The following is a 25,708-nucleotide window of genomic DNA, read 5'->3' on the forward strand; positions in this document are numbered from 1 at the left end:
TTGTGGGAAAGAGCCGGCCGGAGAGCTTTTAGCCTGCGGTGGCGCCGCTGCGGCTTGCCTCTGCGAGGTAGTGTTCGTAGTCCTCGAAGGTCTGGGTGATGTGGGCGTCCATTGCGGAGCGCGCTATCCCGGAATCGCCGGACGCGACGGCGGCGAGCACCAGTTTGTGGTGATGGATGGCGTGCCGCTGCACATCGGGGAATGCGGAAGTCTCGCGCCGCATGGCGAACAGCAGCGTGGACAACTGGCCCAGCAGCGCCGGGACGAACGGATTGCCGGACGCCCGCAGGATGCGGTCGTGGAAGGCGATGTCAGCGACAGTCAGGGCGTCCACGTCACCGGCCTCGTGCGCGGCTTCCATCTCGTGCAGGCTTTGTTCCATCGCGGCAAGGTCATCCTGGTTGTGCCGGACGGCAGCCAGTTCGGCCGCCCCGGTTTCCACCATGCGCCGAACCTCGAGGAGCAGCAGCGCCACCTGTTCGGATGCCACGCCCCTGGAGGCGGCCTGCATGATGGCGTCCAGGCCGGTCCACCGCTCCGGCGGATTGACGAAAGTGCCAAGGCCGCGTTTGACGTAGACGACGTTCTGCGCCTTGAGGACATTCATGGCCTCGCGTGCCGTCAGCCTGCTGACCCCGGATTCCTTGGCGATGTCCGCTTCAGGCGGCAGGGCGTCGTCGGGCTTTATCTCTCCACTGAGGATGTGCTCGAGGACTCTGTCCACGACGACGTCCACCAGCGTTCGCCGTGCTTCTGCCATCCTGCTCCCCTGCCTGGCCGCCATGGCCCGTTTTGCCTCTTAAACCCTACTCGACGTCTGACATCCGGCGGCACGCGTTACGTGCAGCGCCGCGAGACGGTGATTAAACGCGTAACGCGGGGCCGCCCCGGGGTCCGTTGGACGGACTGGCCGGAAGCGGCCCCGCGTTACGCGGTTCTGCTGGAGCGTCGCGCAGTTCTGCTAGAGCGCTGCGTAGACCTCGCGAAGCAGCTTGGCGGTTTCGGACGGCGTCTTGCCGACCTTGACGCCGGCGGCCTCGAGGGCTTCCTTCTTGGCCTGGGCAGTACCGGCCGAGCCGGAGACGATGGCACCTGCGTGGCCCATGGTCTTGCCTTCAGGGGCGGTGAAGCCGGCAACGTAGCCGACAACCGGCTTCGTCACGTTGGCCTTGATGAAGTCGGCGGCACGCTCTTCGGCGTCGCCACCGATTTCGCCGATCATGACGATCGCCTTGGTCTCGGGATCAGCCTCGAATGCGGCCAGGGCATCGATGTGGGTGGTGCCGATGATCGGGTCGCCGCCGATGCCGATGGCGGTGGAGAATCCCAGGTCGCGCAGTTCGTACATCATCTGGTAGGTCAGGGTGCCGGACTTGGAAACCAGTCCGATGGGGCCCTTGCCGGTGATGTTGGCGGGCGTGATGCCCACCAGGGCTTCGCCGGGGGTGATGATGCCGGGGCAGTTCGGTCCGATGATGCGGGTGACCTGGTTGCCGTTGGCGTCCACCTTGGACTGGGCGAGGGCCCAGAATTCGGCGGAGTCCTGGACGGGAACGCCTTCGGTGATGACGACGACCAGTCCGATGCCGGCCTCGATGGCTTCGACGACGGCGTTCTTGGTGAATGCCGGCGGTACGAAGACGATGGAGACGTCGGCGCCGGTTTCGGCCATGGCTTCCTTGACGGTGCCGTAGACGTTGATTTCGTTGTCGCCGTGCAGGACAGTGGTGCCGGCCTTGCGGGCGTTAACGCCACCCACGATGTTGGTGCCGGCCTTGAGCATCAGGGCGGTGTGCTTGGTGCCTTCGCCGCCGGTGATGCCCTGGACGATGACCTTGGAGTCCTTGTTGAGGTAGATAGACATGGTGCGTCCCTTTACTTAGCTGCGTTGGCGAGCTCGGCGGCCTTGTCGGCGCCCTCGTCCATGGTGGCGGCCAGGGTAACCAGCGGGTGGTTGGCCTCGGTGAGGATGCGGCGGCCTTCCTCGACGTTGTTGCCGTCGAGGCGGACGACCAGCGGCTTGTTTGCGGAGTGGCCGAGCTCGGCCAGCGCACCGACGATGCCCTTGGCGACGGCGTCACAAGCGGTGATGCCACCGAAGACGTTGACGAACACGGACTTGACCTGCTCGTCGCCCAGGATGACGTCCAGGCCGGCGGCCATGACCTCGGCGGAGGCGCCACCGCCGATGTCGAGGAAGTTGGCGGGCTTGACGTTGCCGTGGTTTTCGCCGGCGTACGCAACGACGTCGAGGGTGGACATAACCAGGCCGGCGCCGTTGCCGATGATGCCCACTTCGCCGTCGAGCTTGACGTAGTTGAGGTCCTGCGCCTTTGCCTTGGCCTCAAGGGGGTCGGCAGCGTCCTTGTCCTCAAGCAGCGCGTGCTTGGGGTGGCGGAAGTCGGCGTTCTCGTCCAGGGAGACCTTGCCGTCGAGGGCGACGATGTCACCCGCGCCGGTCTTAACGAGGGGGTTGACCTCCACGAGGGTGGCGTCTTCCTTCTTGAAGACGTCCCAGAGCTTGAGGATGACGCCGGCGACCTTGCCACGCAGTTCCTCGGCGAAGCCCGCGGCGGCGACGATTTCGTCGGCCTTGGCCTGGTCGATGCCCACGGCGGGGTCGATGGCGATCTTGGCCAGCGCTTCGGGGCGTTCGACGGCGAGCTGTTCGATTTCCATGCCGCCCTCAACCGAGCACATGGCCAGGTAGTTGCGGTTGGCCCGGTCCAGCAGGACGGAGAAGTAGTATTCCTCGGCGATGTCCGCACCCTGGGCAATCATCACCTTTTTTACGGTGTGGCCCTTGATGTCCATGCCCAGGATGTTGGAGGCGTGCTCAAATGCCTCGTCGGCGGACTTTGCGACCTTGACGCCGCCGGCCTTGCCGCGGCCGCCTACCTTGACCTGTGCCTTGACAACGGTAACGCCGCCGATCTTCTCGGCAGCTGCCTTTGCTTCTTCTGGGGTGTACGCCACGATGCCGGCAAGCACGGGTACACCGTGCGCCTCGAACATATCGCGCGCCTGGTATTCAAACAGGTCCACGGTTTAGTGTCCTTCTACGTCGAAGTAGTTTCGGTACAGTCGGACACCATCGAAAAGACGATGACCGCGCTGCGGATTGCACGCACCGGCGGCCTGTCTGGAAACGAGCCACGCGGCGTAATGCTCCATGGGGAACTCTAGTCCTTTGGAGGGACCGGGCCGTCCCAGACTACCTCTTATGTGAGTAACGACACTATTCTATGAGGCGTAGAAAAACCGCGTATTTACGGGGTTTTTGGGGCTTCCGTGGGCATCTTGGAGGGGCCCTTGCCGGGGCCGGGGACCAGCTCGTAACGTTCGGTGGAAACGAAGAATCCGACGCCGGAGGAGACGTTTCCGCATGCCACGCCGCCATTGTAGGCGGAGCAGCGCAGCCCGTTGCGTTCGATGTTTTGCCCGTCGGCCAGGACGTGCAGTTCGGCCAGCGGTCCTGACTTGCTCCCCTTGGGTCCGAACGCCGCCTCCATGGATGTGACGCCGGAGCGGCACTCACCGTAACGGGCGTTATCCGGCGCCAGGAGGGCGACGCCGCCAAGGTAGCCAAGGTTGGTTCCGGCGCAGTCGTCCTTGATGTCGGCGGGCTGCGGCGCGGGGTACCTGCCGAGTTCGCAGTGGGCGACCGGGACGATGGGGAGTTTGTTGTTGGCGGCGTCGCTGTAGCGGTTCTGCTCATACGGGAGGTTCAGGTGCTCTCCGCGCGCGGACGTGAGCGAGCAGGCAACGCTGTGGTCCTCCGTGATGAAGGAAAGCACGTCACCTCCCCCTGCTGAGAAGTCCTTCGGGTCGGCCAGGGGAGCCTTCTCCAGCTGTTCGAGGGGAGGCAGCGGGGGCGGCGGAACATAGGAAGGGTCCTTGGTGGTCACGCTGCACGCCGTTGCCACCAAAAGAAGGGCGGCGAGCATCCCCCAAACAGTCCGTCGCATGGCCTCCATTATGCCCGGCGCCCGCAGCCTCCTGCGTCAGCGGACGATCTTGAAATTGAACGCGGGGGTTCCGAGTGCGCCCCAGAGGCGGAGCCATACCGGCAGGAGCATTTCGGTTCCACGGGCGGTGCTGATGTCGCCGAGGTCAATGACGTCCTGGTGGCCAAAGTCCTTCAACAGGCTGCTGACGATGGCCTTGGCCTCGGCGTCGTTGCCGGAAACGAAGACCGTGCCGGGATCGGACAGCTGTCCCGGGCGGGCCATCAGGTCGGCGTTCATGGTGTTGAGGGACTTCACCACCCGGGCTCCGGGGAAGGCGCGCTGGATCTGCTCACCCAGGGAGTCGGTGTCTTTGACGAACAGGGTTGGGGGCATGCCGTTGCTGAAGTCGAGCGGGTTGGCGATATCCAGGATGATCTTGCCGTCGAGATTTTCCTCCCCGGCCTGGGCCAGCACCTCGAGGGATACGCCGCCGTTGGTGGCGTTGACAATGAGTTCAGCCCCCACGGCGGCGTCGGCGAAGCCGGCGACGTTGATGCCGGGGTTTTCCGCCGCCCAGGTGGCGAAGGGCGCGGTACCCATGGCGTCGACGCCCGTCCGGGCCAGTGTTGCCTCGGGATCGCGGGTGCCGATAACCACGGTGTGACCAAGTTCGGCGAGGCGTGCGGCGAGGGTCCGGCCAACCATGCCCGTTCCAAGTACTGCTGTCTTCATGCTGTTCTCCCAGTGGTTCAGGTTCAGGGCGCAAGGCCCAATGTGACGGATCGTTCTCAAGTTTGTGACGGATCGTTCCGTCTGTCAAACTTGGAGAGACATCCCGGAAGATCCAGAAGGAGTGGCTTGATGGCGCGCAGGACGGGCGAGGAGAACCGCCGCAATGTTCTCGCAGTGGCCACGCGCCTGTTCTATACCCGCGGTATCAGGGCCGTGGGGATGGACAGCGTGATCAAGGAATGCGGGGTTGGCAACGCCACCGTCTACCGCCAGTTCCCCACCAAGGACGCTCTCGCCACCGCCTACGTGGAGGGCCGGGCAGACGCCTGGTTCGAACGCATGCGCGAGGCCGCCGCAGAGCATGGGGACCCGCGGGAGAAGCTCATCGCCGTCTTCGAAGTGCTCGCTACGGACTGCGCCGGCAGCACCTACCGGGGATGCCCCATGCTGAACACCAGCACGGAGTTTCCCGAAGGGCAGCACCCGGCCCACCTGGCAGCCGTGACCCACAAACAGCAGGTCCGCGACTGGTTCTGCTCCCTGGCAGCAGATGCGGGGGTTGCCGATCCCGACCGGCTCTCCGAAGAACTCCTCATCGTCCTCAACGGGGCCTACGCCACCGCAGCCGTCCTTGACGGCGGAACGTACGGAAAACGCGCCGCCGATCTGGCAAGGCGCATCATCGCCGAAGCCTGCCCGAGTGTGTAGCCCTGGCGCTTAGCCAGGCATGCTGAAGGCACCCCATGGGGACAGCACCAGCACGGACGTGGGCTAGGCGTCGAGCTTTGTCAGCGGCGCGTAGCGCAGCAGTAGTCGCTTTTCTCCAACGTCGAACTTCACCTTGGCCACGGTCTTGTCACCCGCCCCTTCAAGAGCCAGGACCGTTCCGTTGCCAAAGCTTGTGTGGTTGACCTTGTCCCCCACGCTGACGGCGATGATCTCCTTCTGCGGCTGCACCCGGTTCTTGGCGATGAACGCCGGGACGTCGGCGTTGAAGCCGGCGGAAGAATCTGCCGCGGCGCCCCGGGCCATACCTGCGCCCCAGAACGATCCGCTGTAGCGGCCTGAGCCGATCGAGCCGCCGCCACCCCACGACTGCCGGCTTGTTCCTTCGCGCTTCCATTCCAGGAGTTCAGCGGGGATTTCTTCCAGGAACTGGCTGGCAGGGTTGTACTGGCTTTGGCCCCACATGCTGCGCACCTCGGACCGTGTCACGTACAGCCGCTTCCGTGCACGGGTGAGGCCCACGTAGGCCAGCCGGCGTTCCTCGGCCAGTTCCTTGGGGTCGGTGGCGGAACGCTGGTGCGGGAAGAGACCGTGCTCCATGCCTGTCAGGAACACCACGGGGAATTCGAGCCCCTTTGCCGTGTGTAGCGTCATGAGGGTCACCACGCCCAGCCGCTTGGCCTCGGCAACGGCGGAGTCGATGTCTGCGCCGGGTGCGTCCGGGATCTGGTCTGCATCCGCCACAAGCGACACCTGCTCCAGGAACGCTGCAAGGCTGCCTTCCGGGTTCTCCTGCTCGTATTCACGAACGACGGCGACGAGTTCGGCCAGGTTCTCCACCCGGGACTCATCCTGGGGATCGGTGCTGGAGCGCAGCGCGGCGAGGTAGCCGGTCTGTTCCAGGACGGCTTCCAGGGCTGCGGCCGCGCCTGAGCCGGCGGCCACTTCCGCCAGGTCATCGAGGAGCTTCACGAAGCCCAGGACGGCGTTGACGGAACGGGTGGCCATGCCGGGTGCTTGGTCCGCACGCCGCGCCGCAGCGATGAAGGACGTGCGTTCACGCTCGGCCAGGGCTGCCACCGCACCCTCGGCGCGGTCCCCGATGCCGCGCTTTGGTTCATTCAGCACGCGGCGCAGGTTGACGTCGTCGTCAGGGTTGACCAGGACGCGCAGGTAGGCGAGGGCGTCCTTGATTTCCTTGCGCTCGTAGAAGCGGGTGCCCCCCACCACCTTGTAGGGCAGGCCCACGCGGACCAGCACGTCCTCGATGGAGCGGGACTGGGCGTTGGTCCGGTAGAAGATGGCGACGTCGCCGGGACGCAGGTTTTCCTCGTCCTGGAGGCGGTCTATTTCCTTGGCGATGAACTGAGCTTCGTCGTGCTCGTTCTCGCCCACATAGCCGATGATCTTGTGGCCTTCGCCTTCGGCAGTCCACAGCCGCTTTTCCGGGCGGTTCGGGTTCCGGGAAATAACCGAGTTGGCGGCGGTGAGGATGTTTTGCGTGGAGCGGTAGTTCTGCTCCAGCTTGATGGTGCGGGCCTCCGGATAGTCCTTCTCGAACTCCACGATGTTGCGGATGTCAGCACCCCGGAAGGCGTAGATGGACTGGTCGGAATCGCCCACTACGGTCAGTTCCGATGCCCCGGGTCCCTCCCCCACGATCTCGCGAACCAGCGCGTACTGGGCGTGGTTGGTGTCCTGGTATTCGTCCACCAATACGTGGCGGAACCGCCGGCGGTAGGACTCGGCAAGCGCCGGGAACGCGCGGAACATGTAGACGGTTTCGGCGATGAGGTCGTCGAAGTCCATGGCGTTGGCCTGGCGGAGCCGCTGGGTGTAGCCCTTGTAGACGTCCGCAACCGCATGTTCGAAGGGATCGTTGTAGTTGGCCGCGGAGGCATAGGAGTCGGCGTCGATGAGTTCGTTCTTCAAGGCCGAGATCTTGTGCTGAATGGCCTTGGGCGCAAATTTCTTGGGGTCCAAATCCAGTGTTTTGGCCACCTGCGTAACCAGCCGGAGGGAATCCGCGGAATCGTAGATGGAGAAGTTGGATTTGAGTCCGACGTTGGCCGCTTCCTGCCGCAGGATCCGGACGCAGGACGAGTGGAACGTGGAAATCCACATGATCTTGGCGCGGCCACCCACCAGGGCCTCGATGCGTTCCCGCATCTCGGCGGCCGCCTTGTTGGTGAAGGTGATGGCCAGGATTTCCCCGTGGTGGGCGCGGCCGGTGGCGATCAGATACGCGATCCGGTTACTGAGCACGCGGGTCTTGCCGGATCCGGCGCCAGCGACGATCAACAGCGCGGACCCGGCGTGCTTGACCGCTTCCTCCTGCTGCGGGTTCAGTCCCTCCACCAGTTGAGCGGGGTCCAGGCGGTGGCTCCGGTGTTGCCCTTCCGGTGCCCGGTCTGCGTGGACGCTGCCGCCGCTTCCCGGTGCCGCAACTGCGCCTTCCGCGGGCGACTTGATGCGGGCGCCGGCTGCAGGCGCGGCCTTGAAGGGTCCGTCAGAGTACGGGTCAAACAACATATCCATGGTGCCTACAAGTCTAGGCGGTGGGACCGACAGGCTCTTCCCGCCTGTGGATTGCCGGTCGAATTCCCAGTCGTTGTCCACATAGGGATTTCGGCTAGGTACCGGTGTCACACCCTGCTGGAAGACTTTGGTTATGGAAGCAGTGGGCACGACTCAAGCGAGCGGGACGGCGGTGATGGCCCCTGTTGCGGTTGTTCCCGCCTTTCCCACCCTTGATGATGTCCTGGCTCTGCTTCGTTCCGTGCCGTTCGCCGCCGATGGCCCGGGGATGATTGACCAGGTCCGGGGGTTGGAGGATCTTAAGTGTCTGGCGGGGGCGCAGCAGGCGCGGCTTGCCGTGGCGTTTGATCTTCAGCAGCGGGAGGAGCAAGCGGCGGCCGGGGTCCCGGTTGATGAGCAGGGTGCCGGGGTCGCGGCGCAGATCGCGCTGGCCCGGCGGGAGTCGCCGGCGAAGGGTTCGCGGCTGCTGGGCATGGCCAAGGCCCTCACGGGGATGCCGCACACGTTCGCCGCTTTCCGGGCCGGCCGGTTGAATGAGTGGCGGGCAACGCTGATCGTGAAGGAAACCATCTGCCTGTCTGTCCAGGACCGGGCCGCGGCGGACGAGGAACTCGCCGCCGACACAGGAACCCTCACCGGCACCCTCGACGGCGCCGGTGATAGGGCGGTCGTGGCCGCGGTCCGTGCCGCGGCCTACCGGCGCGACCCCGCCTCCGTTGCCAAGCGTGCGGCCCGGGCGGTGGGCGGGCGGTGCGTGAGCCTGCGCCCGGCACCGGACACCATGGCCTACCTGACCGCGCTGCTCCCTGTCGCCCAGGGCGTCGCCGCCTACGCCGCCCTGGCCCGGGACGCCGACACCGCCCGCTCGGCAGGCGATGACCGGTCCCGCGGGCAGGTCATGGCCGACACCCTGGTCGAACGCGTCACCGGCACCCCCGGCGGGGTGTCCGGGGTCGAGATCCAGCTCGTCATGACCGACCGCACCCTCCTCCAGGGCGATGCCGAACCCGCACACCTCCCCGGCTACGGCACCATCCCCGCAGCAACCGCCCGGGACCTCGCCCTCACCGGCAGGAACGGCACAGGCAAGAGCGGCACAAACGACGCCGGCAAGAGCCAAGCCGGCGTACAGGAACTCAACCTCTTCCTCCGTCGCCTCTACACAGTCCCCGCCACCGGGGAACTGGTCGCGATGGACTCCAAAGCCCGGCTCTTCCCACCCGGGCTCAAGCGCTTCCTCCAGGTCCGGGACGACACCTGCCGCACCCCGTACTGCGACGCCCCCATCCGGCACCACGACCACATCGCCTCCTGGCAAGCAGGCGGCCCCACTGTTGCGTCCAACGGCCAGGGCCTCTGCGAAGCCTGCAACCACACCAAGGAAACCCCAGGCTGGACCGCCAAACCAGAACCAGGCCCGCGGCACACAGTCAAAACCACCACCCCAACCGGACACACCTACCGATCAACCGCACCACCGTTACCGGGAACGGCGCCGCCCGGCAGGGCGCTGCCGGGAACAGCACTGATCGGTACAGGCACACTCAAAACGGGCACTCCCCCGGCCGCACGCCCAATAGGGGCTGGAGCAGGCACAATCTCCCCTCCACCTCCGGCGATCCGCCTGCGGCGCGACCGCGCCGAGGGGAGCATTGCGGACGCCTGCAGGGGCACTGGCACTGGCAGTGGCAGTGGCACTGGCGGCAGGAGGTCTACGTCCAAACGGACTCCCATCCAGCAACCGGTGTTGTGGTGATGCTTACGCCACCGACGCAGACTGGAGGGCTGCACGCAGTTGGCGTACCGCCGTCGCGCCTCCCGCCATGAACCACTCCAGGCCGTTGACCGTGACGGTGTCCACCGAGCCGCCGGCTGCCGCGACGATGGCCTTGCCCGGCAGCCAGTCCCACTCCGGGCAGCTGTGCTGGAACCAGCAGCCCAGCTGCCCGTCCGCCACGCGGCCCAAATCGCAGGAGCCCGAACCCAGCATGCGCAGGGAGGCAGCGGAGGTGGCTGCCGCGTGCCAGGGCATGGCGCACATGGGGTCCATCAGCCAGGTGGGGTGGATGTAGGTGGCAGCGCCGAGCTCAGCAACGGCGGTGGCGTTCCGCTTGCCGCCGTCGTCGGTGAAGACCGTCAGCGCTTCGCCGTTGAGCGTTGCCGGCCTGTCCCGGCCGCCGAGCCACAGCTTGTCCTCTTCCGGCTGGAAGATGGCGCCCAGCAGGACATCGTTTGAGTCCTTGAGGGCGATGGCCGAACACCAATAGGTGGAGCCATGCAGGAAGTTATAGGTGCCGTCCACGGGGTCGATGACCCACGTGCGACCGCTGGTGCCCGTAATGGAAGTGCCCTCTTCGCCCAGGATGCCGTCGTCCGGGCGGCAGCGCCTCAGCTGTGCAAGCACGTAGGCCTCGGCCGCATGGTCCGCCGCGGTCACCACATCGGAGACGGAGGTCTTCCGCTCGGACTGCAGGCCGCCCATGCGCATGAGGAGCGCCAGCTTCCCGGCTTCCTTCACGAGCCCTGCTGCGAGCTGGTAGTCGTCCAATGCAGGGTCAAGTTCAGCAGCGCTGTGCCGGCCAATGGTCATGGCTTCAGTGTAGGGGGCGGGATAATGGTGCCATGGCCAAAACCCCTGCCCAGCGGATCAAGAAGCACGGCGCCAACGCGGTTGTCCCGCAGCATCACCTGCCGCCGGTGGTGAATCCGACGACGGCGCGCACGCCTGAGAAGGCGCAAGGAAACAGCAACCTGATCGTGATTGCGGGCGTGGTGGCCAGCCTGTTCCTCTTCTGGTACCTGCACTTGCTCACCCTGGACCAGCTCACGCAGCTCACCGAGGGCCGGGCCATGCCGGATTCCCTGGTCGGTGGTTTCGATACGGGCTACATCGGGCAGCTGCAGGCGGCGATGAACGCCGATGCCTTGGGCCAGCTGAACTACGTCCACAAGACCGCAGGCACGCTGTTCCCGCTGATTTTCGGGTTTACGTGGCTTCTCCTCATCGGCACGAACGTGGCCCGGAAGGCGTTGCGCTGGGGCCTGTGGGCGCTGCCGCTGCTGTTCGTGGTGGTCCGGCTCTGGGGCAACGTAGCCATCGACGCCATGCTGGCCTCAAATGGTCCCGACGCCGGGCAGGTTGCCTTGGCGTCCGGCCTCACGGTTGCCGGCTGGGTGCTGTTCGTCCTGAGCCTGTTGGCGGGCGCTGCGGCGGTGCTCCTCCGGAAGCGGAAAGCCCCGGACGAAAACTAAGGCGGCCCCAACCAAGCCATACCGGCCAGGCCGCCCCGGCCGCTACGGCGCGTCCACCCGGGCGGCAAGGGCCAGAGCTCGCCGTGCCTTCCGGTGCCGGTGTACCCGGCTGGCCACCACCAGCCCGGCGGCAGCCATCCCCACGGTCACCGGATATGCCATCAGCCGTTCCAGAGTTCCCGGCTCCGGCACGGCCATACGGGTCAGGCCGCCGGTGGCGAGCGCGGCCGCCGACACGGCGCCGCACGCAAGGATGAGCCATGCCATTCCGGTTTTGCGCAGCCACAGCAGGCCCAGCACCAGCAGGGCAGCGGCGCCCGCGACGAAGTACAAGACGGCGCCCGTGTAGTGCCATGGGGAACCCACATCCTCGGGAACGAACCCCACGATCACGGTCCCGATACCTGCGGCGCCCGTCAGCAGCCGCACCCACAAGGCTGCCAACCATGGCTTCCGGCGCCCCCGGTCCACGCGGGCACCAGGGCGCGCCGCCACGCACAGCAGTCCCGAGGTCAGGAGCACCGCTCCCAGCAGCATGCCGAGCCCCTGCACCACGAACGAGGCATTCATCAGCCAGTTCAGCGGCGAGCACACGTCCCGGCCGGAGTAGATACCGCAATGGATGGCGCCAAGGTCGCTGATGTAGCCGGTCCGGAGGTCGTAGGGCCGGGGACCCGCCCACGCCATCGCCACCGCCGCTTCGGCAGCAAAGTATTGCAGCACGCTCAGGGTGGACCACGCACCGATGTAATGCCGGGTGGAGGCAGTGTCCGGGATGTAGACAGCGGACGGAGCGGCGGTCGGGGCTGGACTCATGGGTTGAGCGTAGTACGCCCCCGCACCTTGTATGCTTGTAACCGTGTTCGGACGGACCGGTCCCGCCGACCCCCGGACGCGCGCCCTCGTAGCTCAGTGGATAGAGCACGGCTCTCCTAAAGCCGGTGTCGTTGGTTCGATTCCAATCGAGGGCACTTGAACCGTCGTTCCCCGGAGCCCCACCTCCGCGCCTACCTCCTCGGCAGCGCCCCGGACGCTCCTGCGCCCGAACGGCCGGGCCGCTGGCAGGTGGAGCGTGACCTGCTGGACCGCTCGGATGGCACCCGCGGAACCTTCTCCGGCGTCGTACTTCTTACGCCAACGGACGACGGCGGCCTGGTCCTTTCCGAGGAAGGCACCATGCGCTGGCCTGCTTTCACCGGCCCCGCCTCGCGGAGGTATGTTCTGAAGCCTTCGGGCCAACCGGAGGCGCTGGACGTGTTCTTTCCTGACGGCCGGCCCTTCCACCGGATGAGCTTCGCCCCGGACGCCAACCTTGATTCGCATTGGTGCGACCCGGACACCTACCGCGTTCTGTACACGTGGGAGGGGCCGGACGCGTTCAGCTACAGCTGGGACGTGGCCGGGCCGCGCAAGGACCTGCTGCTGGTGTCGCGGCTGGTCCGGAGGGAGGACGCGTGAAGGACCGCATCGTGGTGTCCGCCGTCTGCGTCTTCGACGACGCCGGGCGGCTCCTGACCGTCAGGAAGCGCGGAACCGCCATGTTCATGCACCCCGGCGGCAAGCCGGAACCGGGCGAAAGTGCCGTCCAGGCAGCGGCCCGCGAGCTCGCTGAAGAGGTGGGGATCGTTGTCGATCCCCTGGACCTTGCCCTGATGGGCGTCTGGATCGCCGACGCTGCCAATGAGGCCGCCACCGATATCGAGGCGACGGTCTTCCTGGCCCCGGGCACCTGGGAGGCCAGGCCCGCTGCCGAAATCGCAGAGATCCGCTGGCTGGACCTTGACCTGCTAGCCGGTGGCGCTTCCCTCCCGCAGGACCTGGCACCGCTGCTGACGGACCATGTCCTGCCCGTGCTCGCCGGCACTCCCCCGGAACCCGGCCAACCCGAAGCCGGCCGACCCGGACCCGGCCAACCCGAACCTCACCGGCTGGAGCACACCGACTAGTACTCGGGTACTGCTTCCTGCGCCACGGCAGTCGCCTCGGCGAACTGCGTCCGGTACAGCTCAGCGTAGCGGCCGTCGGCGGCCAGGAGCTCTGTGTGCGTTCCGCGCTCGACGACCCGGCCGCCCTCCACCACCAGGATGGCGTCGGCGGCACGGACGGTGGACAGGCGGTGGGCAATCACCACGGCGGTCCGCCCCTCAAGCGCCGCCCCGAGGGCTGCCTGCACAGCGGCTTCGTTCGTGGAGTCCAGTGCCGCGGTGGCCTCGTCCAGGATGACGACGCGGGGCTGGGCGATGAGCAGGCGGGCGATGGTGAGCCGTTGCCGTTCACCGCCGGAGAGCCGGTAGCCGCGCTCGCCCACCACCGTTTCCAGCCCGTCCGGCAGGGACCGGATCATGTCTTCCAACCGCGCCTGCCGCAGGACGTCCCACATGTCCTCGTCAGTGGCGTCCGGACGGGCCAGGCGCAGGTTGGAGGCGATGGTTTCGTGGAAGAGGTGTCCGTCCTGGGTGACCATTCCCAGTGTGTCGCGCAGGGAGTCGAACGTGGTATCCCGGACGTCGACGCCGGCCCCCGGCCTGGAGCCGCCGAGCCGCACGGCCCCGGAGTCGACGTCGTACAGCCTGGCCAGCAGCTGCGCGATGGTGGACTTTCCGGCGCCGGACGAGCCGACCAGCGCCACGGTCTGGCCGGGTTCCACCCGGAAGCTGATGCCATGCAGCACTTCCTCGCCACCGCGGGTGTCCAGCGTGGCGACCTCCTCCAATGAGGCCAGCGACACCTTGTCAGCGGCCGGGTAGCCGAAGCGGACGTTGTCGAACTCGACCGACACCGGGCCGGCGGGAATGGGCACCGCGTCAGGCTTCTGCTGGATCAGGGGCTGCAGGTCAAGGATTTCAAAGACGCGTTCGAAGCTGACCAGGGCGCTCATGACCTCCACGCGGGCGCTGGACAGCGACGTCAGCGGGGCGTAGAGCCGGGTGAGCAGGAGCGCCAGGACAACCACGTCCCCGGCTGCCAGCTGGCCGGTAATTGCCATCCAGCCACCCAGGCCGTAGACCAGGGCCTGCGCCAGCGCGGAGACCAGCGTCAGGGCCGTCACGAAGGTGAACTGCAGCATGGCCGTGCGGATGCCGATGTCGCGGACCCGCCCGGCGCGGAGGGCGAACTCGCGGGATTCGTCGTCCGGCCGGCCGAAGAGCTTCACCAGCGTCGCCCCCGGCGCCGAGAACCGCTCCGTCATCTGTGTGCCCATGGCCGCGTTGTGTGCCGCGGCTTCACGGCGCAGGTCCGCCAGCTTCGAGCCCATGCGGCGGGCCGGGATGAGGAAGATCGGCAGCAGCACCATGGCCAGCACGGTTACCAGCCAGGAGGTATTGAGCATCACGGCCAGTGTCAGGGCCAGCGCCACCACGTTGCTCACCACGCCGGAGAGGGTGCCGGCGAACGCGGACTGCGCCCCGATGACGTCATTGTTGAGCCTGCTGACCAGGGCGCCGGTGCGGGTGCGGGTGAAGAAAGCGATGGGCATGCGCTGGACGTGGTCGAACACCCGGGTGCGGAGGTCCACGATGACGCCTTCGCCGATGGTGGCCGACAGCCAGCGGGTCAGCAGCCCCACGCCGGCTTCGCCAACGGCCACGAGTGCGATCAGCACCGCCAGCCGGATGACGGTGTCCACCCCGGCGTTGGCGATGATGGCGTCAACCACCTGCCCGGCGAGCACCGGGGTGGCGACCGCCAGGAAGGCACCCGCCACCGAGGCGAGCACGAAGGCAATGAGCTTGCCCTTGTGCGGCGCGGCGAAACCCAGCACGCGCCGCAGCGTTTCCCTGGAGATCGGCCTGGAGCCACTCTGGGCGGTGCTGATGTTGCGCAGTGAGTTCCAGGCCACGCGGTCCATGCTCATGGTTGTTTCTCCTGGCTTGGGATGCGGTGGAGCTCCTGGACTTTTCCGTTTTCCAGGTGCCACCGGGAGTCGAGTCGTACGTTTTCCAGCAGCCGGCGGTCGTGGGTGACCAGCAGCAGGGCGCCCTCGTAGCTTTCCAGCGCCTCTTCGAGCTGTTCGATCGCGGGCAGGTCGAGGTGGTTGGTGGGTTCGTCCAGCACCAGCAGGTTCACGCCGCGTGCCTGCAGCAGGGCAAGGGCTGCGCGGGTCCGCTCGCCGGGTGAGAGTGAGTCGACGGTCCGCGACGTATGGTCGGCCTTCAGGCCGAACTTGGCAAGGAGCGTACGGACGTCGGCGCTGTTCCAGTCCGCCAGTACGGCCTCGACGGCGTCACCCAGGTTTTGGCCGCTGTCCAGCAGGCCTCGGGCCTGGTCGATCTCGCCGACGGCGACTGAGGCACCCATGGAGGCGTCGCCGTCGTCCGGTTCCTGCGTTCCCAGCAGCAGGCGCAGGAGTGTCGATTTGCCGGCGCCGTTGGGCCCGGTGATGCCGATGCGTTCGCCGCCATTGAGCTGGAGGTTGACCGGACCCAGCGTGAAGTCGCCTTGGCGTGCCACGGCGTTGCGCAGGGTCGCGACGACGGCGCTGGAGCGGGGAGCTGCGCCGATGGAGAACTGCAGCTGCCATTCCTTCCGGGGCTCCTCCACCACGTCGAGCCTGGCGATGCGCGATTCCATCTGGCGGACCTTCTGCGCCTGTTTCTCGGACGACTCCGTGCTGGCGGCGCGGCGGATCTTGTCGTTGTCTGGATTCTTCTTCATGGCGTTCCGAACGCCCTGCGAACTCCACTCCCGCTGGGTCCGCGCCCGCGACACCAGGTCCGCCTTGGTGGCGGCGAACTCCTCGTACCTCTCGCGCGCGTGCCGCCGCGCCACGGCCCGTTCTTCAAGGAAGGCATCGTAGCCGCCGTCGTAAACGGCCACGCTGTTCTGGGCCAGGTCCAACTCGACCACCCGGGTGACGCAGCGCGCCAGGAATTCGCGGTCGTGGCTGACCAGCACCACACCGCCGCGCAGCCCCTTGACGAAGGCTTCCAGGGTGGCCAGGCCTGCCAGGTCAAGGTCGTTGGTGGGCTCGTCCAGCAGCACCACGTCGAAGCGGCTCAGCAGCAAGGCGGCCAGCGCCACCCGTGCCGCCTGGCCGCCGGAAAGACCGGTCATCAGGGCGTCCGGGCCTGCCTCCAGCCCCAGGTCGGCCAACACGGCAGGCATGCGGTCCTCAAGGTCCGCGGCGCCGGAGGCCATCCAGCGGTCGAAGGCGCGGGAGTAGGCGTCGTCGGCGCCGGGCGCGCCGGCGCCCAGGGCCTCGGCGGTGGCTTCCATCTCGGCGGTGGCTTCTGTACAACCGGTCCGGCGGGCGATGTAGCCGGCCACCGTTTCGCCGGGAATGCGGTCATGCTCCTGCGGCAGCCACCCGACGAAGGCGTCGGCAGGTGCCAGGCTGACAGTGCCCTCCTGCGGCTGGTCCACGCCTGCCAGCAGCCGCAGCAGGGTGGATTTCCCGGCGCCGTTGGCACCGACGACGCCCACGACGTCACCCGGGGCGACAGTCAACGAAAGCGCGGAAAAAAGTACCCGGTGGCCGTGGCCGCCGGCAACGTCCTTGGCAACAAGGGTCGCAGTCATCGATGTGGTCCTTTCGCGAACCGCCCAGGCCTGCAGGCATGAAAGAACCCGCTGGTCCGGACTTGGGGGGTGTACGGACCAACGGGCTCGACCAACAACTATAGACGAACCGCCGGGCATGGGCAAAACGACGTGTACAACAACACGGTAAAATCGATTCCGACCACCCTTTATGCAGAGAGCATTTCATGACCCTCACCGCCAAGGCGTTCCAGCGCTGGCTGCAAGGCATTGCCCCGGATGCCAGCACTGCAGACATCTGCAGGGTCTCCGGCATCAAGCGCACCACGCTCGCCCAGCAGCTGGTGCGGGGAAAAATCTCCGTAGGCACCGTGGTCAGCATCAGCCGGGCCTACAACCTCAATCCCGTCACGGCGCTGGCCGGTTTCGACGCCTACAGCGTCCTCGCCGGACCCCCGCAGGCCCCCACCAGCTCCGAACTGGTGAGCCAGATCTCCACTGCCGACCTCCTGCGCGCCGTATTGGCTCGTCCCGCGATGGACCCCTCGGGAAGGAAGGGCGCCCCGCCCTTCGTCCTCAGCCCGGCCCCGCACGCCACCTCGGTCAAGAACTGGGTGGATGCGATTGACGACGGCGAGGTCCGCCACCGTGTCTCGGCAGCGACCGGTGTTGCACCGCAGAACTACTCCGCGCAATTGACTGCCAACCGGCTCTCTCCGGAACTGGCGGTAGCCACCGCGTTGGCTGCCGGGGTGGCGCCGGCCAGCGGACTGGTGGCGACCGGGGTCATCACGGAAGAGGAAGCCGGCTGGCCCCCGGACGCCCGGCAGGCAGCGTTGGACAGCATGTCCGACGGAGAGCTGACCACCCTGGCCGGGGACCGGCTTCAAGCACTGGGCAAGACGCTGCGCCGGCAGGAGCAGGACCAGGCGCAAACGGAAAAGATTTGGGAGAACCTGGGATGATCGAGACCCTGCAATGGACAACGCTCGCGGTCTGCGGCCTGATCGCGGCTGCCCGCATCCCCAGCGCGCTGCGCGGCGAAAACCGCTCCCTCTTTGGAATCTTTGCCTTGATGACCCTGGCCATCCTGCTCAGCATCCAGGAGCCCTACCTCATCATCGACCGGGCCCTCGGCGGCACCAACATCGCCAACCTGTTGCTGCGCTTCGTCATTTTCGGGGCGATCTTTTTCCTGGGCGTCAGGGTGTCCAAAGGGTTCGGCGCGGATGCCGCCTACCGGCTGATCACGGGACGGACGGGGATGGCCGTCCTGCTGGCCGTCTCCGTGGTACTGGTCGCCGTGTTCCTCGCCATGGACACCACGGGCTCTTCAGCGGGACTGTCTGCGGTCTCCGGAAAGGATGACCGACACTACGCCCTCGTCGAATACTATGGCGCCGCCGGCCGGGCCTACCCCGCCTTCGTGGCCCTGGCACTGCTGCCCGCCATGGTGCGCGCCGTACAGGACCGGCTGCCGGTTTTGGTGCGGATCGCCGCCGGGCTCCTCGCGCTGGGCGGCGTGGCGGTCACCCTTTCGCTGCTCTTCCCTGTGATTCCCTCCGAGTTGGGAGCAGCTGAGTTCGTCATCAACTACACGGCGGTGCTTTGCTACGTGGTGGGCCTGGCCCTGATCTGGGCCGCCAGGGTGCAGAGCCGGCGAGCCTCCACCGCACGAAAGACATCTACCGAAATGTAACCTTTTCGGCTTTCACAAAATCATTAGAATGTGAAACAATCATAAAAGTGTGAAGGTGGGGCCGCCAAGGGTTCTCGAACGGGGATAAATTCTTGGACGCTGGCCGCCCCGGGGGCCTTCGCACTCATTGGGGGGATGAGTGGTGGCGGCCGTTGGGGACCGCCCCCACTCAGCCTGTTTAAGGCCCTTTACGGCAGCCTAGCCGCGGGCAAACCGCAGCGTCACCAGCTGGAACGGCCGCAGGTTCAGCTCCGCCCCTGTTTCCGTCGCCGCCACTCCGGGCGCCTCGACCGGGCGTTCCAGGAGGTCCGTCGCCAGGACACCCCGTACCGGGAAGTGGGCCGAGACCCTCGCTGTGGAGCGCTGCCCCAGCGACTCGTACAGCCGGACCACAACGTCACCGGAACCATCCTCGGCAAGCTTGACGGCCTCAACCACCACGGCAGGACTGGAGACCGAGAACAGTGCCTCCACCGGCGAGCCACCCCGGACCAGCCGCGGCGCCAGGTTGGTCCGGTAACCCTCCTGCACCGCGTCCATGATGTCCGCCCCCGGGCGGATGGTCACCGCAAGCTCATGGCGTCCACGGTCCGCTTCCGGGTCGGGGAACTTGGGGGCCCGCAGCAGCGAGAGGCGCACCGTGGTGGTGGTCCCGCCGTCGGAATCCCTGATGCTCCTGGCAACATCATGCCCGTACGTGGACGCGTTGGACACGGCAACGCCGTAGCCTGGTTCGCCCACATGGATCCACCGGTGGGCGCAGATTTCGAACTTCGCCGCCTCCCAGGAGGTGTTGGTGTGCGTGGGGCGGAAGACGTGCCCGAACTGGGTTTCCGCCGCCGACCGGTCAGCCCTGACGTCCAGCGGGAAGCCGAGCTTGAGCAGCTTCTCGCGCTCCTGCCAGTCCACCGACGTGGTGATGTGCAGGGAAGGGCTTCCCGGCGCCAGCGTGATGCGCTGGGTCAGGGGCGATGTCCCGGCCAGTCGTTCCACCACGACGACGGCGCTGCCGCCCTCGCACTCCAACCGGACCGCTTGTGCCCGGTCCAGGGGCGTGACATTGCGCCGGTAGAACTCGTCAATGTCCCAGGCGTCCCATTCGTTGGGGGTGTCGCGGTGCAGCTCCAGCAGGTTGCCCCGCTGACCCGGGGCGATGGCTTCCCGGCCGGTGGCATGGTCGCGCAGGGAGGTGAGGAGGCCGTCGGCATCCAGGACGGCGCGGATGATGCCGTTGTCCAGGATATAGCCGCCGCCGGACGCTGTACCCGATGCCGGCTCCGCCGGTTCCCCGGGCTTCCCCGCCGCCAGGGCTGGAACCCCGTTGCGTGCGTGCGGCGCGGCGTTGAGCAGGAATTGCCTGTCACCAGGGCCAAGCAGTGCTGCCGCAGCCTGGCCGATGATGGCTTCGAGTGCGGTTTCGATGGCCTGGTAGTTGCGTTCGGCGTCCTGGTGGACCCACGCAATGGCACTGCCTGGAAGGATGTCGTGGAACTGCTGCAGCAGCACCAGCTGCCAGAGCCGCTTCAATTCCGCGGCAGGATAGTGATAGGCCTCGCCGCACCGGACAGCGGCCGTGGTGCACCACAGCTCCGCTTCGCGCAGCAGGTGTTCGCTGCGCCGGTTGCCCTTCTTGGTCCGCGCCTGGCTGGTGTAGGTGCCACGGTGCAGCTCCAGGTACATCTCACCCACCCAGACCGGAAGCGCACGATAGTCTTCCTCGGCCTGGCGGAAGAAGCTCTCCGGGGAGCCGATCCGGACCTTGGGTGATCCTTCCAGGTCCGCGGCGCGGGCAGCGGCAGCCAGCATCTCGCGGGTGGGACCGCCGCCGCCGTCGCCGTAGCCAAAGGGCACCAGCGACACGCTGCCGCGTCCGTGGTCGCGGTAATTCCGTTCGGCGTGGGCCAGGTCCCGGGCGCTGAGGTCGGAATTGTAGGTGTCCACCGGGGGGAAGTGCGTGAACAGGCGGGTGCCGTCGATGCCCTCCCAGTTGAAGGTGTGGTGCGGCATCCGGTTGGTCTGGTTCCAGGAGATCTTCTGTGTCAGGAACCAGCGGCTGCCCGCGGCCTTGACGATCTGCGGCAGGGCGGCGGAGTAACCGAACGAGTCCGGCAGCCATGCCTCCCGGCATTCGACACCGAACTCGGACAGGAAGAATCCCTTGCCCTCCACGAACTGCCGGGCCATGGCCTCGCCACCGGGCATGTTGGTATCGGATTCGACCCACATGCCGCCCACGGGAACGAACTGGCCGGCCCGGACCTTTTCCCGGATCCGGCTGAAAAGCTCCGGGTAGAACTCCTTGATCCAGGCGAACTGCTGCGCAGAGGAGCAGGAGAAGATGAAGCCGGGGTTTTCATCCATCAGTGACACGACATTCGAGAATGTCCTGGCGCACTTGCGGATCGTCTCCCGGACCGGCCAGAGCCAGGCGGAGTCGATGTGCGCGTGCCCCGTGGCCACCAGCTGGTGCGCAGAGGCATATGCCGGCCGGGACAGGACTTCGGCGAGCGCTTCCCGGCCTGCCGCTGCGGTGCCCGCGACGTCGTCGGGGTCCATCACGTCCATCATGCGTTCGAGGGACCGGAGGATTTCGTGGCGGCGGGGAAGCTCCACGGGAAGCTGTTCCATGAGTCCCGCCAGCGTCCAGACGTCCTGCTGGAGGTCCCAGACGGTCTGGTTCAGCTCGGCGATGGCGATGGTTCCCAGCCGGTACTGCGGCGCATCCCCCGCCGTGGATTTGTCTCCGAGCGGGGTGGCAGCGAAGGTCCAGCCCTGCGCCATGTCAGGGTTGGCAGCCGCCTCGACGTAGAAGTCCACGGCCATGCCGCCGCCGAGCAGCTTCACGGGGATGTACTGGTTCCTGGGCGAGATGGCCTTGATGATGGTTCCGTCCGGCCGCCAGGCAATGCCCTCGCACTGGAAGCCGGGGGCTTCAATGGTGAAGCCCAGGTCCACCACCACCTCAAGGGTGGTGTCCGGCTCGGCGCCCCAGGACTCAGGTACTTCCCCTTGCAGGTGCAGCCACTTGGTGCCCCATGGCTTTCCCCAGGCAGCCCCGTGCTCCTGCGGCTGGAATTCCTGCCTCATCGCTTCCAGCGCGGGGACGGGTTCGTCCGGCGCATCCCAGCTGCTCAGGGCAAGGGGCATGGTCCTGCTGTAGATGGCAGGGGTAAGGCGCTCGCGCACAAACCTCTGCAGGCGGACTTCCGTGATCCGGCGGTCGTCGTGCAATGTGGGTCCTCTTCAACGCTTGAGACTGGATCATCGTGTCCATTCGATGGACAAAAATCTACCCGTTAGTAGTTTGATAAACCACCCCCGCAGCCGAAAGAGGCCGCAGCCGTTTTCAGGCGCGGGCAGTTGCCACAGGCCGGAGCACCCGGTCCACGCCTGCATAGACATTGAAGCTGGTTCCCCGGCTGAAGCCTGCCAGGGTCAGCCCGTTCGCCTCGGCAAGTTCCACGGCAAGGCTGGATGGGGCGCTGACGGCCGACAGCAGGGGGATTCCCGCCAGGGAGGCTTTCTGGACCAGTTCGAAGGACGCCCTGCCGGAAACCTGGAGGACAGTCCCGGCCAGCGGGAGCAGCCCCTCGCGCAAGGCCCACCCCACTACCTTGTCCACGGCGTTGTGGCGCCCCACGTCCTCGCGCAGGCACAGGAGGCTCGCGCCGCCGTCGTCCTCGATCCTGAACAGGCCGGCCGCGTGCACTCCTCCCGTGTCGTCAAAGAGCCGCTGGGATGCGCGCAGCAGTTCCGGCAGGGATGCAAGGACCTCGGCGTCGACCGCCAGGGGGTCCGCCCGTGGACTGTAGTGGGAGGACTTCCGGACCGCTTCAATGGAGTCGGTTCCGCAGATTCCGCAGGAACTGGACGTGTAGACGTTGCGCCCGGTGTCGGGGAGTGGGACGTCCGGCCGCAGTTGGGCCTCCACCACGTTGAACGTCTGGACGCCGTTCTCATCCTCGCCCGCGCAGAACCGCAGTGACACCAGCTGTTCGGGCGCCCAGATGACGCCCTCGGACACCAGGAACCCCGCCACCAGGTCGAAGTCGTCCCCAGGGGTCCGCATGGTCACTGAATAGGAGAGCCTGCCCAGCCGGATTTCGAGCGGCTCCTCGACCGCCAGGACGTCCTCCCGGTGCCGGACCGGGTACTCCAGGGCGCTGGGCGAACCGTCCAGGACATACTTGTGCACCTTCCGGCGCTGGGTTACGCGTCCCATGTTCCACCCTGCCTGTTCATAACTCCATCATGGCACCAACAGGGGCACCTCATCCGAGGAGCGCGCTCCAGTCCACGGGCCCGGCTGGCGCCGGCTTGGTCTTGGGCTGGGCGGCCCTGCCCCCGCTTCGGGGTTTCTGCTTGCCTGGAGCCTCCGGCGGCGGAATTGGCGGCCCCCACGGGAGCGCGAAGGCCGGGACGGGCTCACCCAGCTGCACTCCGTGCGGAGGCACCACCAGGACACCGTCGGCAGACGCCAGTCCGCGCATCATGCCGGGTCCGGTGTGCTGGGCCGGGGATGCCATCCCGAACAGCAGCCGGAACGGCATCAGCCGCGTGCGTCCGGGGTCGGGCTCGATCATCGTTCCGCAGGGCACCTCCTGCACCGCCGGCATGGCGGCGTGTCCCAGCGCGGCGAGCAGCGGAGCCCCGACCGTGGACAGTGCCATCATGGCAGCCAGCGGATTGCCGGGCAGGCCCAGCACGAAGCGGCCATCCGGCAGCTCGGCCAGAACCGCCGGGTGGCCGGGCCGCATTGCCACGCCGTCGATGAGCAGCCGCCCGCCCAACTCAGCCACGGCGCGCCTGAGATGGTCCGTTCCGGAGCGCCCGGTTCCGCCCGTAGTGATGACGACGTCGGCTGGCTGGCCGGGTGCATCCGGATCCTCGGGCACCACGTCTTCGAGGGCGGCGAGCCACTCGGGGTAGGAATCGCCGATCCTCTGCATGCCACCGGGGATTCCGCCCAGCATCCCCACGACGTCCGGAAGCTGCGGGCCGAACGTGTCCCGGACCTGTCCGGGCGCCGGGGTCCCCTGTTCCACGACTTCCGAGCCTGTGAACACCAGGCGCACCACCGGCTTTCCCTCGACGTACAGGTCGTCGTATCCCGCCACGGCTGCCAGTGCCAGGTGGGCAGGGTTGAGGTCAACACCAGCCTTGACCAGGACGTCGCCCTCCAGGGCTTCCTCCCCTGCCTTGCGGATGTGCTCCCCCGCGCGCGGCTCCCCGGGCCGGGCGCTGCCTCCGGTCATCAAAAGGGGCAGTCCTTCATCGTCCTCACCCATCAGGGCACTCTCCGTGCGGAGCACAGCTTTGGCCCCGAGAGGAATAAGCCCCCCGGTCGCGATGGGACTTGCCTGGTGCGGCGCAAGGCGCGTTCCGGGATCCACGGGAATCCAGGGGCCGCTTCCGTTGACGGCCCAGCCGTCCATGGCGGAGGAGGCGTAGTGCGGCATATCCTGCAGGGCCACGATGTCGCGTGCCAGCCTTCGTCCGAGGGCAAGCCGCAGGGGAACCGGCCCGGGTGAAATGGGCGTGGCTGCATCAAAGGCTGCCTGCCGGGCCTCTGCCCAGGTGTGGGCAAGATGGTGGGGGGCGTGCTGTGGTTCGGTTGTGCCCTGCGTCGTCCCCGCTTCGCTGTGGGGTACCTCCGTCATCCGCCGGGAGTCCCGGCGGATTCAGCATCATAGTCGGCGGCGAGGGAACGGGCCACGGCCAGGATCGCCTCCGTGGAGGCGGTGTCCGCTTCGCCCTTGGAGGCCGCCGCCTGCCCGGCGGCAAAACCGGCGATATAAGTGGTGAGGGGCGCGGCGGGCCGGACCACGGAATGGGCGGCGACGCCGGCGAGGGCAAGGACGGCGTTGATATCCACTTGGACGTCCTCCAGCTTGTACGCCTGGAGCAGGGCCCTGCACCACTCTTCCAGTGTTTCGTCCTGGCTTTTCACGAATTGCCTCCCACGTTAGCTCCGCCCGCGCCGGATGTGGCCTCCGCCCCGGTCCCGGCAGCGATCCCCAGTGCGGCAGCATCTTGCCAGGTATCGACGTCGGCGGTGGCACCGGCGGGGACTGTGACAAGCTGCACGTCCAGACTAGCAAGAAGCGCCCGCACGGAACCGTTGACCAGCCTGCCGCGGGCGCCCATCTCTTCGGCGGCCTTTCTTAACCCATGCGTACTATAAAAACCCGCAAGTGGCTGGGCCCTTCCATCCGGGCCGGACGCCATGACTCCTGGCGTGCCGGGGGCTGCCAGCAGGGCGGCGTGCAGCACTGTGACGGCTTCGGACACCAGCGGCATGTCGCAGGCGAGGACCAAGGTGTAGGGGGCAGTGGCTCCGGCTTCAGACAAGGCGTCCAGGCCGGCGGCAATCGCAGCGGCAGGGCCGGCAAAGGCGGGTTCTTCACGGCACCTCAGCAGGCCGGCCGGCAAGGTTCCGGCCGGAACGGCCGCAGTGTCACCCACCACGACGATGCGGCCCGCGCCGGCCGCCGCGGCGAGGGACCGCTCCAGGAGGGACGAGCCCTGGAAGACGAGCGCCTGCTTGGGCACTCCGCCCAAGCGCGAGGACCGGCCGCCGGCCAGGATTACGGCATCAAAGTCACAGCGGCTTTCTTCCACTCCCCCACTGTAGCCACCGCCACGGACTCGGCAGAAGGGAGAAGGAGGCAGCGCGTTCAGGCGGGGCGTTCAAGCAGCGCGATCAGGCAGCACGTTCAGGCAGCAGGAAGGGATCCCAGGCCGGCGTCGGCTTCTCCAGCTCCTTGATCTGCCAGATGGTTCCATGCGGCGGTTCCGGGACAAACCGGAGCGTCCAGCCCATCTCGGAGGGGGTGTGGTCGCCCTTGACGTTGTTGCAGCGCAGGCACGCCGCCACCAGGTTTTCCCAGGAATCTGCGCCGCCGCGGGACTTTGGGTGGACATGGTCGATGGTGTGCGCCGCTTTTCCGCAGTAGGCGCATTTGTGTCCGTCCCGGCGCAGCACCCCCCGGCGGCTCACGGCCGTGGAGTGGTTGTACCGGGGCCGGATGTAGCGGTTGAGGAGGATCACGGACGGGCGGCCCAGGACGTCTGTGGGGCCCACGACGGGGTCGTCCCCTTCGGCTACCACGCTCGCCTTGCCCGTAAGCACAAGCACCAGCGCCCGGCGGAACGTAACAACCGCCAGCGGTTCATATCCAGCATTCAGAACGAGAGTGCGCATGCACGTACCTCTTCACGGCCGCACCCGTCAGGGGCACGAGGGCCGGCTGCCCTCGGCATGTCCGGGCTATGGATCGACACCACAAGAGTAAACAGAGAAATGCAATATCAGGTAATCGGCGCCACA

23 protein-coding genes and 1 tRNA gene are annotated in these 25,708 nt (G+C 67.1%); 8 read left to right on the forward strand and 16 right to left on the reverse strand.

The window, feature by feature from the left end; all coding sequences use genetic code 11:
- Positions 1-28: 28 nt before the first annotated feature.
- The 5 genes from K4G53_RS18345 to K4G53_RS18365 form a co-directional block, all read right to left on the reverse strand.
- The gene (locus K4G53_RS18345; protein WP_221387113.1) at positions 29-760 is read right to left on the reverse strand and encodes a FadR/GntR family transcriptional regulator; all 732 of its coding nucleotides are present in this window, start codon (positions 758-760) and stop codon (positions 29-31) included.
- 201 nt (positions 761-961) lie between these two features.
- Positions 962-1,864 (reverse strand): succinate--CoA ligase subunit alpha, encoded by a 903-nt coding sequence (sucD, locus tag K4G53_RS18350; protein ID WP_221387114.1) that lies wholly within the window; start codon positions 1,862-1,864, stop codon positions 962-964.
- Positions 1,865-1,875: 11 nt separating this feature from the next.
- Positions 1,876-3,045 carry an ADP-forming succinate--CoA ligase subunit beta gene (gene sucC, locus K4G53_RS18355; protein ID WP_221387115.1) on the reverse strand — a complete coding sequence of 390 codons (1,170 nt, stop codon included), beginning with the start codon at positions 3,043-3,045 and terminating at the stop codon, positions 1,876-1,878.
- A gap of 224 nt (positions 3,046-3,269) precedes the next feature.
- The gene (locus K4G53_RS18360) at positions 3,270-3,977 is read right to left on the reverse strand and encodes a hypothetical protein (RefSeq protein WP_374226181.1); all 708 of its coding nucleotides are present in this window, start codon (positions 3,975-3,977) and stop codon (positions 3,270-3,272) included.
- A 27-nt stretch (positions 3,978-4,004) separates the two neighbouring features.
- Complete coding sequence (locus K4G53_RS18365) at positions 4,005-4,682, reverse strand: NADPH-dependent F420 reductase (RefSeq protein WP_221387116.1); 678 nt, start codon at positions 4,680-4,682, stop codon at positions 4,005-4,007.
- A gap of 129 nt (positions 4,683-4,811) precedes the next feature.
- On the opposite strand from K4G53_RS18365, the gene K4G53_RS18370 reads away from it, so the two are divergent.
- Positions 4,812-5,390: a TetR/AcrR family transcriptional regulator gene (locus tag K4G53_RS18370; protein WP_221387117.1), complete on the forward strand. Its 579-nt coding sequence runs from the start codon at positions 4,812-4,814 to the stop codon at positions 5,388-5,390.
- Between the two features lie 63 nt (positions 5,391-5,453).
- Here K4G53_RS18370 and pcrA read toward each other — a convergent pair whose 3' ends face one another.
- Positions 5,454-7,946 (reverse strand): DNA helicase PcrA, encoded by a 2,493-nt coding sequence (gene pcrA, locus K4G53_RS18375; protein ID WP_221387118.1) that lies wholly within the window; start codon positions 7,944-7,946, stop codon positions 5,454-5,456.
- A 337-nt stretch (positions 7,947-8,283) separates the two neighbouring features.
- On the opposite strand from pcrA, the gene K4G53_RS18380 reads away from it, so the two are divergent.
- Complete coding sequence (locus tag K4G53_RS18380) at positions 8,284-9,702, forward strand: HNH endonuclease (RefSeq protein WP_374226182.1); 1,419 nt, start codon at positions 8,284-8,286, stop codon at positions 9,700-9,702.
- 3 nt (positions 9,703-9,705) lie between these two features.
- Here K4G53_RS18380 and K4G53_RS18385 read toward each other — a convergent pair whose 3' ends face one another.
- Complete coding sequence (locus K4G53_RS18385; protein ID WP_221387119.1) at positions 9,706-10,536, reverse strand: inositol monophosphatase family protein; 831 nt, start codon at positions 10,534-10,536, stop codon at positions 9,706-9,708.
- A gap of 32 nt (positions 10,537-10,568) precedes the next feature.
- Between K4G53_RS18385 and K4G53_RS18390 the strand changes: the two genes are divergently transcribed.
- Positions 10,569-11,198, forward strand: a complete 630-nt coding sequence (locus K4G53_RS18390; protein WP_221387120.1) for a hypothetical protein — start codon at positions 10,569-10,571, stop codon at positions 11,196-11,198.
- 42 nt (positions 11,199-11,240) lie between these two features.
- Here the strand turns inward: K4G53_RS18390 and K4G53_RS18395 are convergent, their stop codons facing one another.
- Positions 11,241-12,014 (reverse strand): DUF998 domain-containing protein, encoded by a 774-nt coding sequence (locus tag K4G53_RS18395; protein WP_221387121.1) that lies wholly within the window; start codon positions 12,012-12,014, stop codon positions 11,241-11,243.
- 82 nt (positions 12,015-12,096) lie between these two features.
- On the opposite strand from K4G53_RS18395, the gene K4G53_RS18400 reads away from it, so the two are divergent.
- From K4G53_RS18400 to K4G53_RS18410, 3 genes are all read left to right on the forward strand, one after another.
- Positions 12,097-12,169, forward strand: a tRNA-Arg gene (locus K4G53_RS18400).
- Position 12,170: 1 nt separating this feature from the next.
- A complete protein-coding gene (locus K4G53_RS18405; RefSeq protein WP_221387122.1) occupies positions 12,171-12,656 on the forward strand; it encodes a DUF6314 family protein in 486 nt (161 codons plus the stop codon).
- Positions 12,653-13,144 carry an NUDIX domain-containing protein gene (locus K4G53_RS18410; RefSeq protein WP_221387123.1) on the forward strand — a complete coding sequence of 164 codons (492 nt, stop codon included), beginning with the start codon at positions 12,653-12,655 and terminating at the stop codon, positions 13,142-13,144. Before K4G53_RS18405 ends, K4G53_RS18410 begins: the two co-directional genes overlap by 4 nt.
- Here K4G53_RS18410 and K4G53_RS18415 read toward each other — a convergent pair.
- Both K4G53_RS18415 and K4G53_RS18420 read right to left on the reverse strand, forming a co-directional pair.
- A complete protein-coding gene (locus tag K4G53_RS18415; protein ID WP_221387124.1) occupies positions 13,141-15,054 on the reverse strand; it encodes an ABC transporter ATP-binding protein in 1,914 nt (637 codons plus the stop codon). The two genes, K4G53_RS18410 and K4G53_RS18415, sit on opposite strands and share 4 nt — an antisense overlap.
- Complete coding sequence (locus K4G53_RS18420) at positions 15,051-16,718, reverse strand: ABC-F family ATP-binding cassette domain-containing protein (RefSeq protein ID WP_221387125.1); 1,668 nt, start codon at positions 16,716-16,718, stop codon at positions 15,051-15,053. The genes K4G53_RS18415 and K4G53_RS18420 overlap by 4 nt, the downstream gene beginning before the upstream one ends.
- A 188-nt stretch (positions 16,719-16,906) precedes the next feature.
- Between K4G53_RS18420 and K4G53_RS18425 the strand changes: the two genes are divergently transcribed.
- Positions 16,907-17,644 (forward strand): hypothetical protein, encoded by a 738-nt coding sequence (locus tag K4G53_RS18425; protein WP_221387126.1) that lies wholly within the window; start codon positions 16,907-16,909, stop codon positions 17,642-17,644.
- Positions 17,641-18,378, forward strand: a complete 738-nt coding sequence (locus K4G53_RS18430) for a hypothetical protein (RefSeq protein ID WP_221387127.1) — start codon at positions 17,641-17,643, stop codon at positions 18,376-18,378. Before K4G53_RS18425 ends, K4G53_RS18430 begins: the two co-directional genes overlap by 4 nt.
- A 198-nt stretch (positions 18,379-18,576) precedes the next feature.
- Here the strand turns inward: K4G53_RS18430 and K4G53_RS18435 are convergent, their stop codons facing one another.
- From K4G53_RS18435 to K4G53_RS18460, 6 genes are all read right to left on the reverse strand, one after another.
- On the reverse strand, positions 18,577-21,609 hold the full coding sequence (locus tag K4G53_RS18435; RefSeq protein WP_221387128.1) for a glycoside hydrolase family 38 C-terminal domain-containing protein: 3,033 nt from the start codon (positions 21,607-21,609) through the stop codon (positions 18,577-18,579).
- Positions 21,610-21,724: 115 nt separating this feature from the next.
- Entirely contained in the window at positions 21,725-22,600 is an 876-nt protein-coding gene (gene fdhD / locus K4G53_RS18440; RefSeq protein ID WP_221387129.1) for a formate dehydrogenase accessory sulfurtransferase FdhD, read from the reverse strand.
- A gap of 49 nt (positions 22,601-22,649) precedes the next feature.
- Positions 22,650-24,038: a molybdopterin molybdotransferase MoeA gene (locus K4G53_RS18445; protein ID WP_221387130.1), complete on the reverse strand. Its 1,389-nt coding sequence runs from the start codon at positions 24,036-24,038 to the stop codon at positions 22,650-22,652.
- Positions 24,035-24,328 carry a DUF6457 domain-containing protein gene (locus tag K4G53_RS18450; protein ID WP_221387131.1) on the reverse strand — a complete coding sequence of 98 codons (294 nt, stop codon included), beginning with the start codon at positions 24,326-24,328 and terminating at the stop codon, positions 24,035-24,037. The genes K4G53_RS18445 and K4G53_RS18450 overlap by 4 nt, the downstream gene beginning before the upstream one ends.
- Complete coding sequence (locus tag K4G53_RS18455; RefSeq protein WP_221387132.1) at positions 24,325-24,999, reverse strand: molybdenum cofactor guanylyltransferase; 675 nt, start codon at positions 24,997-24,999, stop codon at positions 24,325-24,327. Before K4G53_RS18455 ends, K4G53_RS18450 begins: the two co-directional genes overlap by 4 nt.
- Positions 25,000-25,081: 82 nt before the next feature.
- A complete protein-coding gene (locus K4G53_RS18460; protein WP_221387133.1) occupies positions 25,082-25,582 on the reverse strand; it encodes an HNH endonuclease in 501 nt (166 codons plus the stop codon).
- Between the last annotated feature and the right edge of the window lie 126 nt (positions 25,583-25,708).

Source organism: Arthrobacter sp. MAHUQ-56, assembly GCF_019710585.1.
GTDB lineage: Bacteria > Actinomycetota > Actinomycetes > Actinomycetales > Micrococcaceae > Arthrobacter.

Excerpts from the sequence above, each read along its gene's own strand:
- K4G53_RS18345 (WP_221387113.1), bottom strand. The coding sequence starts at position 760 with ATGGCAGAAGCACGGCGAACGCTGGTGGACGTCGTCGTGGACAGAGTC.
- sucD (WP_221387114.1), bottom strand. The coding sequence starts at position 1,864 with ATGTCTATCTACCTCAACAAGGACTCCAAGGTCATCGTCCAGGGCATC.
- K4G53_RS18360 (WP_374226181.1), bottom strand. The coding sequence starts at position 3,977 with ATGGAGGCCATGCGACGGACTGTTTGGGGGATGCTCGCCGCCCTTCTT.
- K4G53_RS18365 (WP_221387116.1), bottom strand. The coding sequence starts at position 4,682 with ATGAAGACAGCAGTACTTGGAACGGGCATGGTTGGCCGGACCCTCGCC.
- K4G53_RS18370 (WP_221387117.1), top strand. The coding sequence starts at position 4,812 with ATGGCGCGCAGGACGGGCGAGGAGAACCGCCGCAATGTTCTCGCAGTG.
- pcrA (WP_221387118.1), bottom strand. The coding sequence starts at position 7,946 with ATGGATATGTTGTTTGACCCGTACTCTGACGGACCCTTCAAGGCCGCG.
- K4G53_RS18385 (WP_221387119.1), bottom strand. The coding sequence starts at position 10,536 with ATGACCATTGGCCGGCACAGCGCTGCTGAACTTGACCCTGCATTGGAC.
- K4G53_RS18390 (WP_221387120.1), top strand. The coding sequence starts at position 10,569 with ATGGCCAAAACCCCTGCCCAGCGGATCAAGAAGCACGGCGCCAACGCG.
- K4G53_RS18395 (WP_221387121.1), bottom strand. The coding sequence starts at position 12,014 with ATGAGTCCAGCCCCGACCGCCGCTCCGTCCGCTGTCTACATCCCGGAC.
- K4G53_RS18415 (WP_221387124.1), bottom strand. The coding sequence starts at position 15,054 with ATGAGCATGGACCGCGTGGCCTGGAACTCACTGCGCAACATCAGCACC.
- K4G53_RS18420 (WP_221387125.1), bottom strand. The coding sequence starts at position 16,718 with ATGACTGCGACCCTTGTTGCCAAGGACGTTGCCGGCGGCCACGGCCAC.
- K4G53_RS18425 (WP_221387126.1), top strand. The coding sequence starts at position 16,907 with ATGACCCTCACCGCCAAGGCGTTCCAGCGCTGGCTGCAAGGCATTGCC.
- K4G53_RS18430 (WP_221387127.1), top strand. The coding sequence starts at position 17,641 with ATGATCGAGACCCTGCAATGGACAACGCTCGCGGTCTGCGGCCTGATC.
- fdhD (WP_221387129.1), bottom strand. The coding sequence starts at position 22,600 with ATGGGACGCGTAACCCAGCGCCGGAAGGTGCACAAGTATGTCCTGGAC.
- K4G53_RS18445 (WP_221387130.1), bottom strand. The coding sequence starts at position 24,038 with ATGACGGAGGTACCCCACAGCGAAGCGGGGACGACGCAGGGCACAACC.
- K4G53_RS18460 (WP_221387133.1), bottom strand. The coding sequence starts at position 25,582 with ATGCGCACTCTCGTTCTGAATGCTGGATATGAACCGCTGGCGGTTGTT.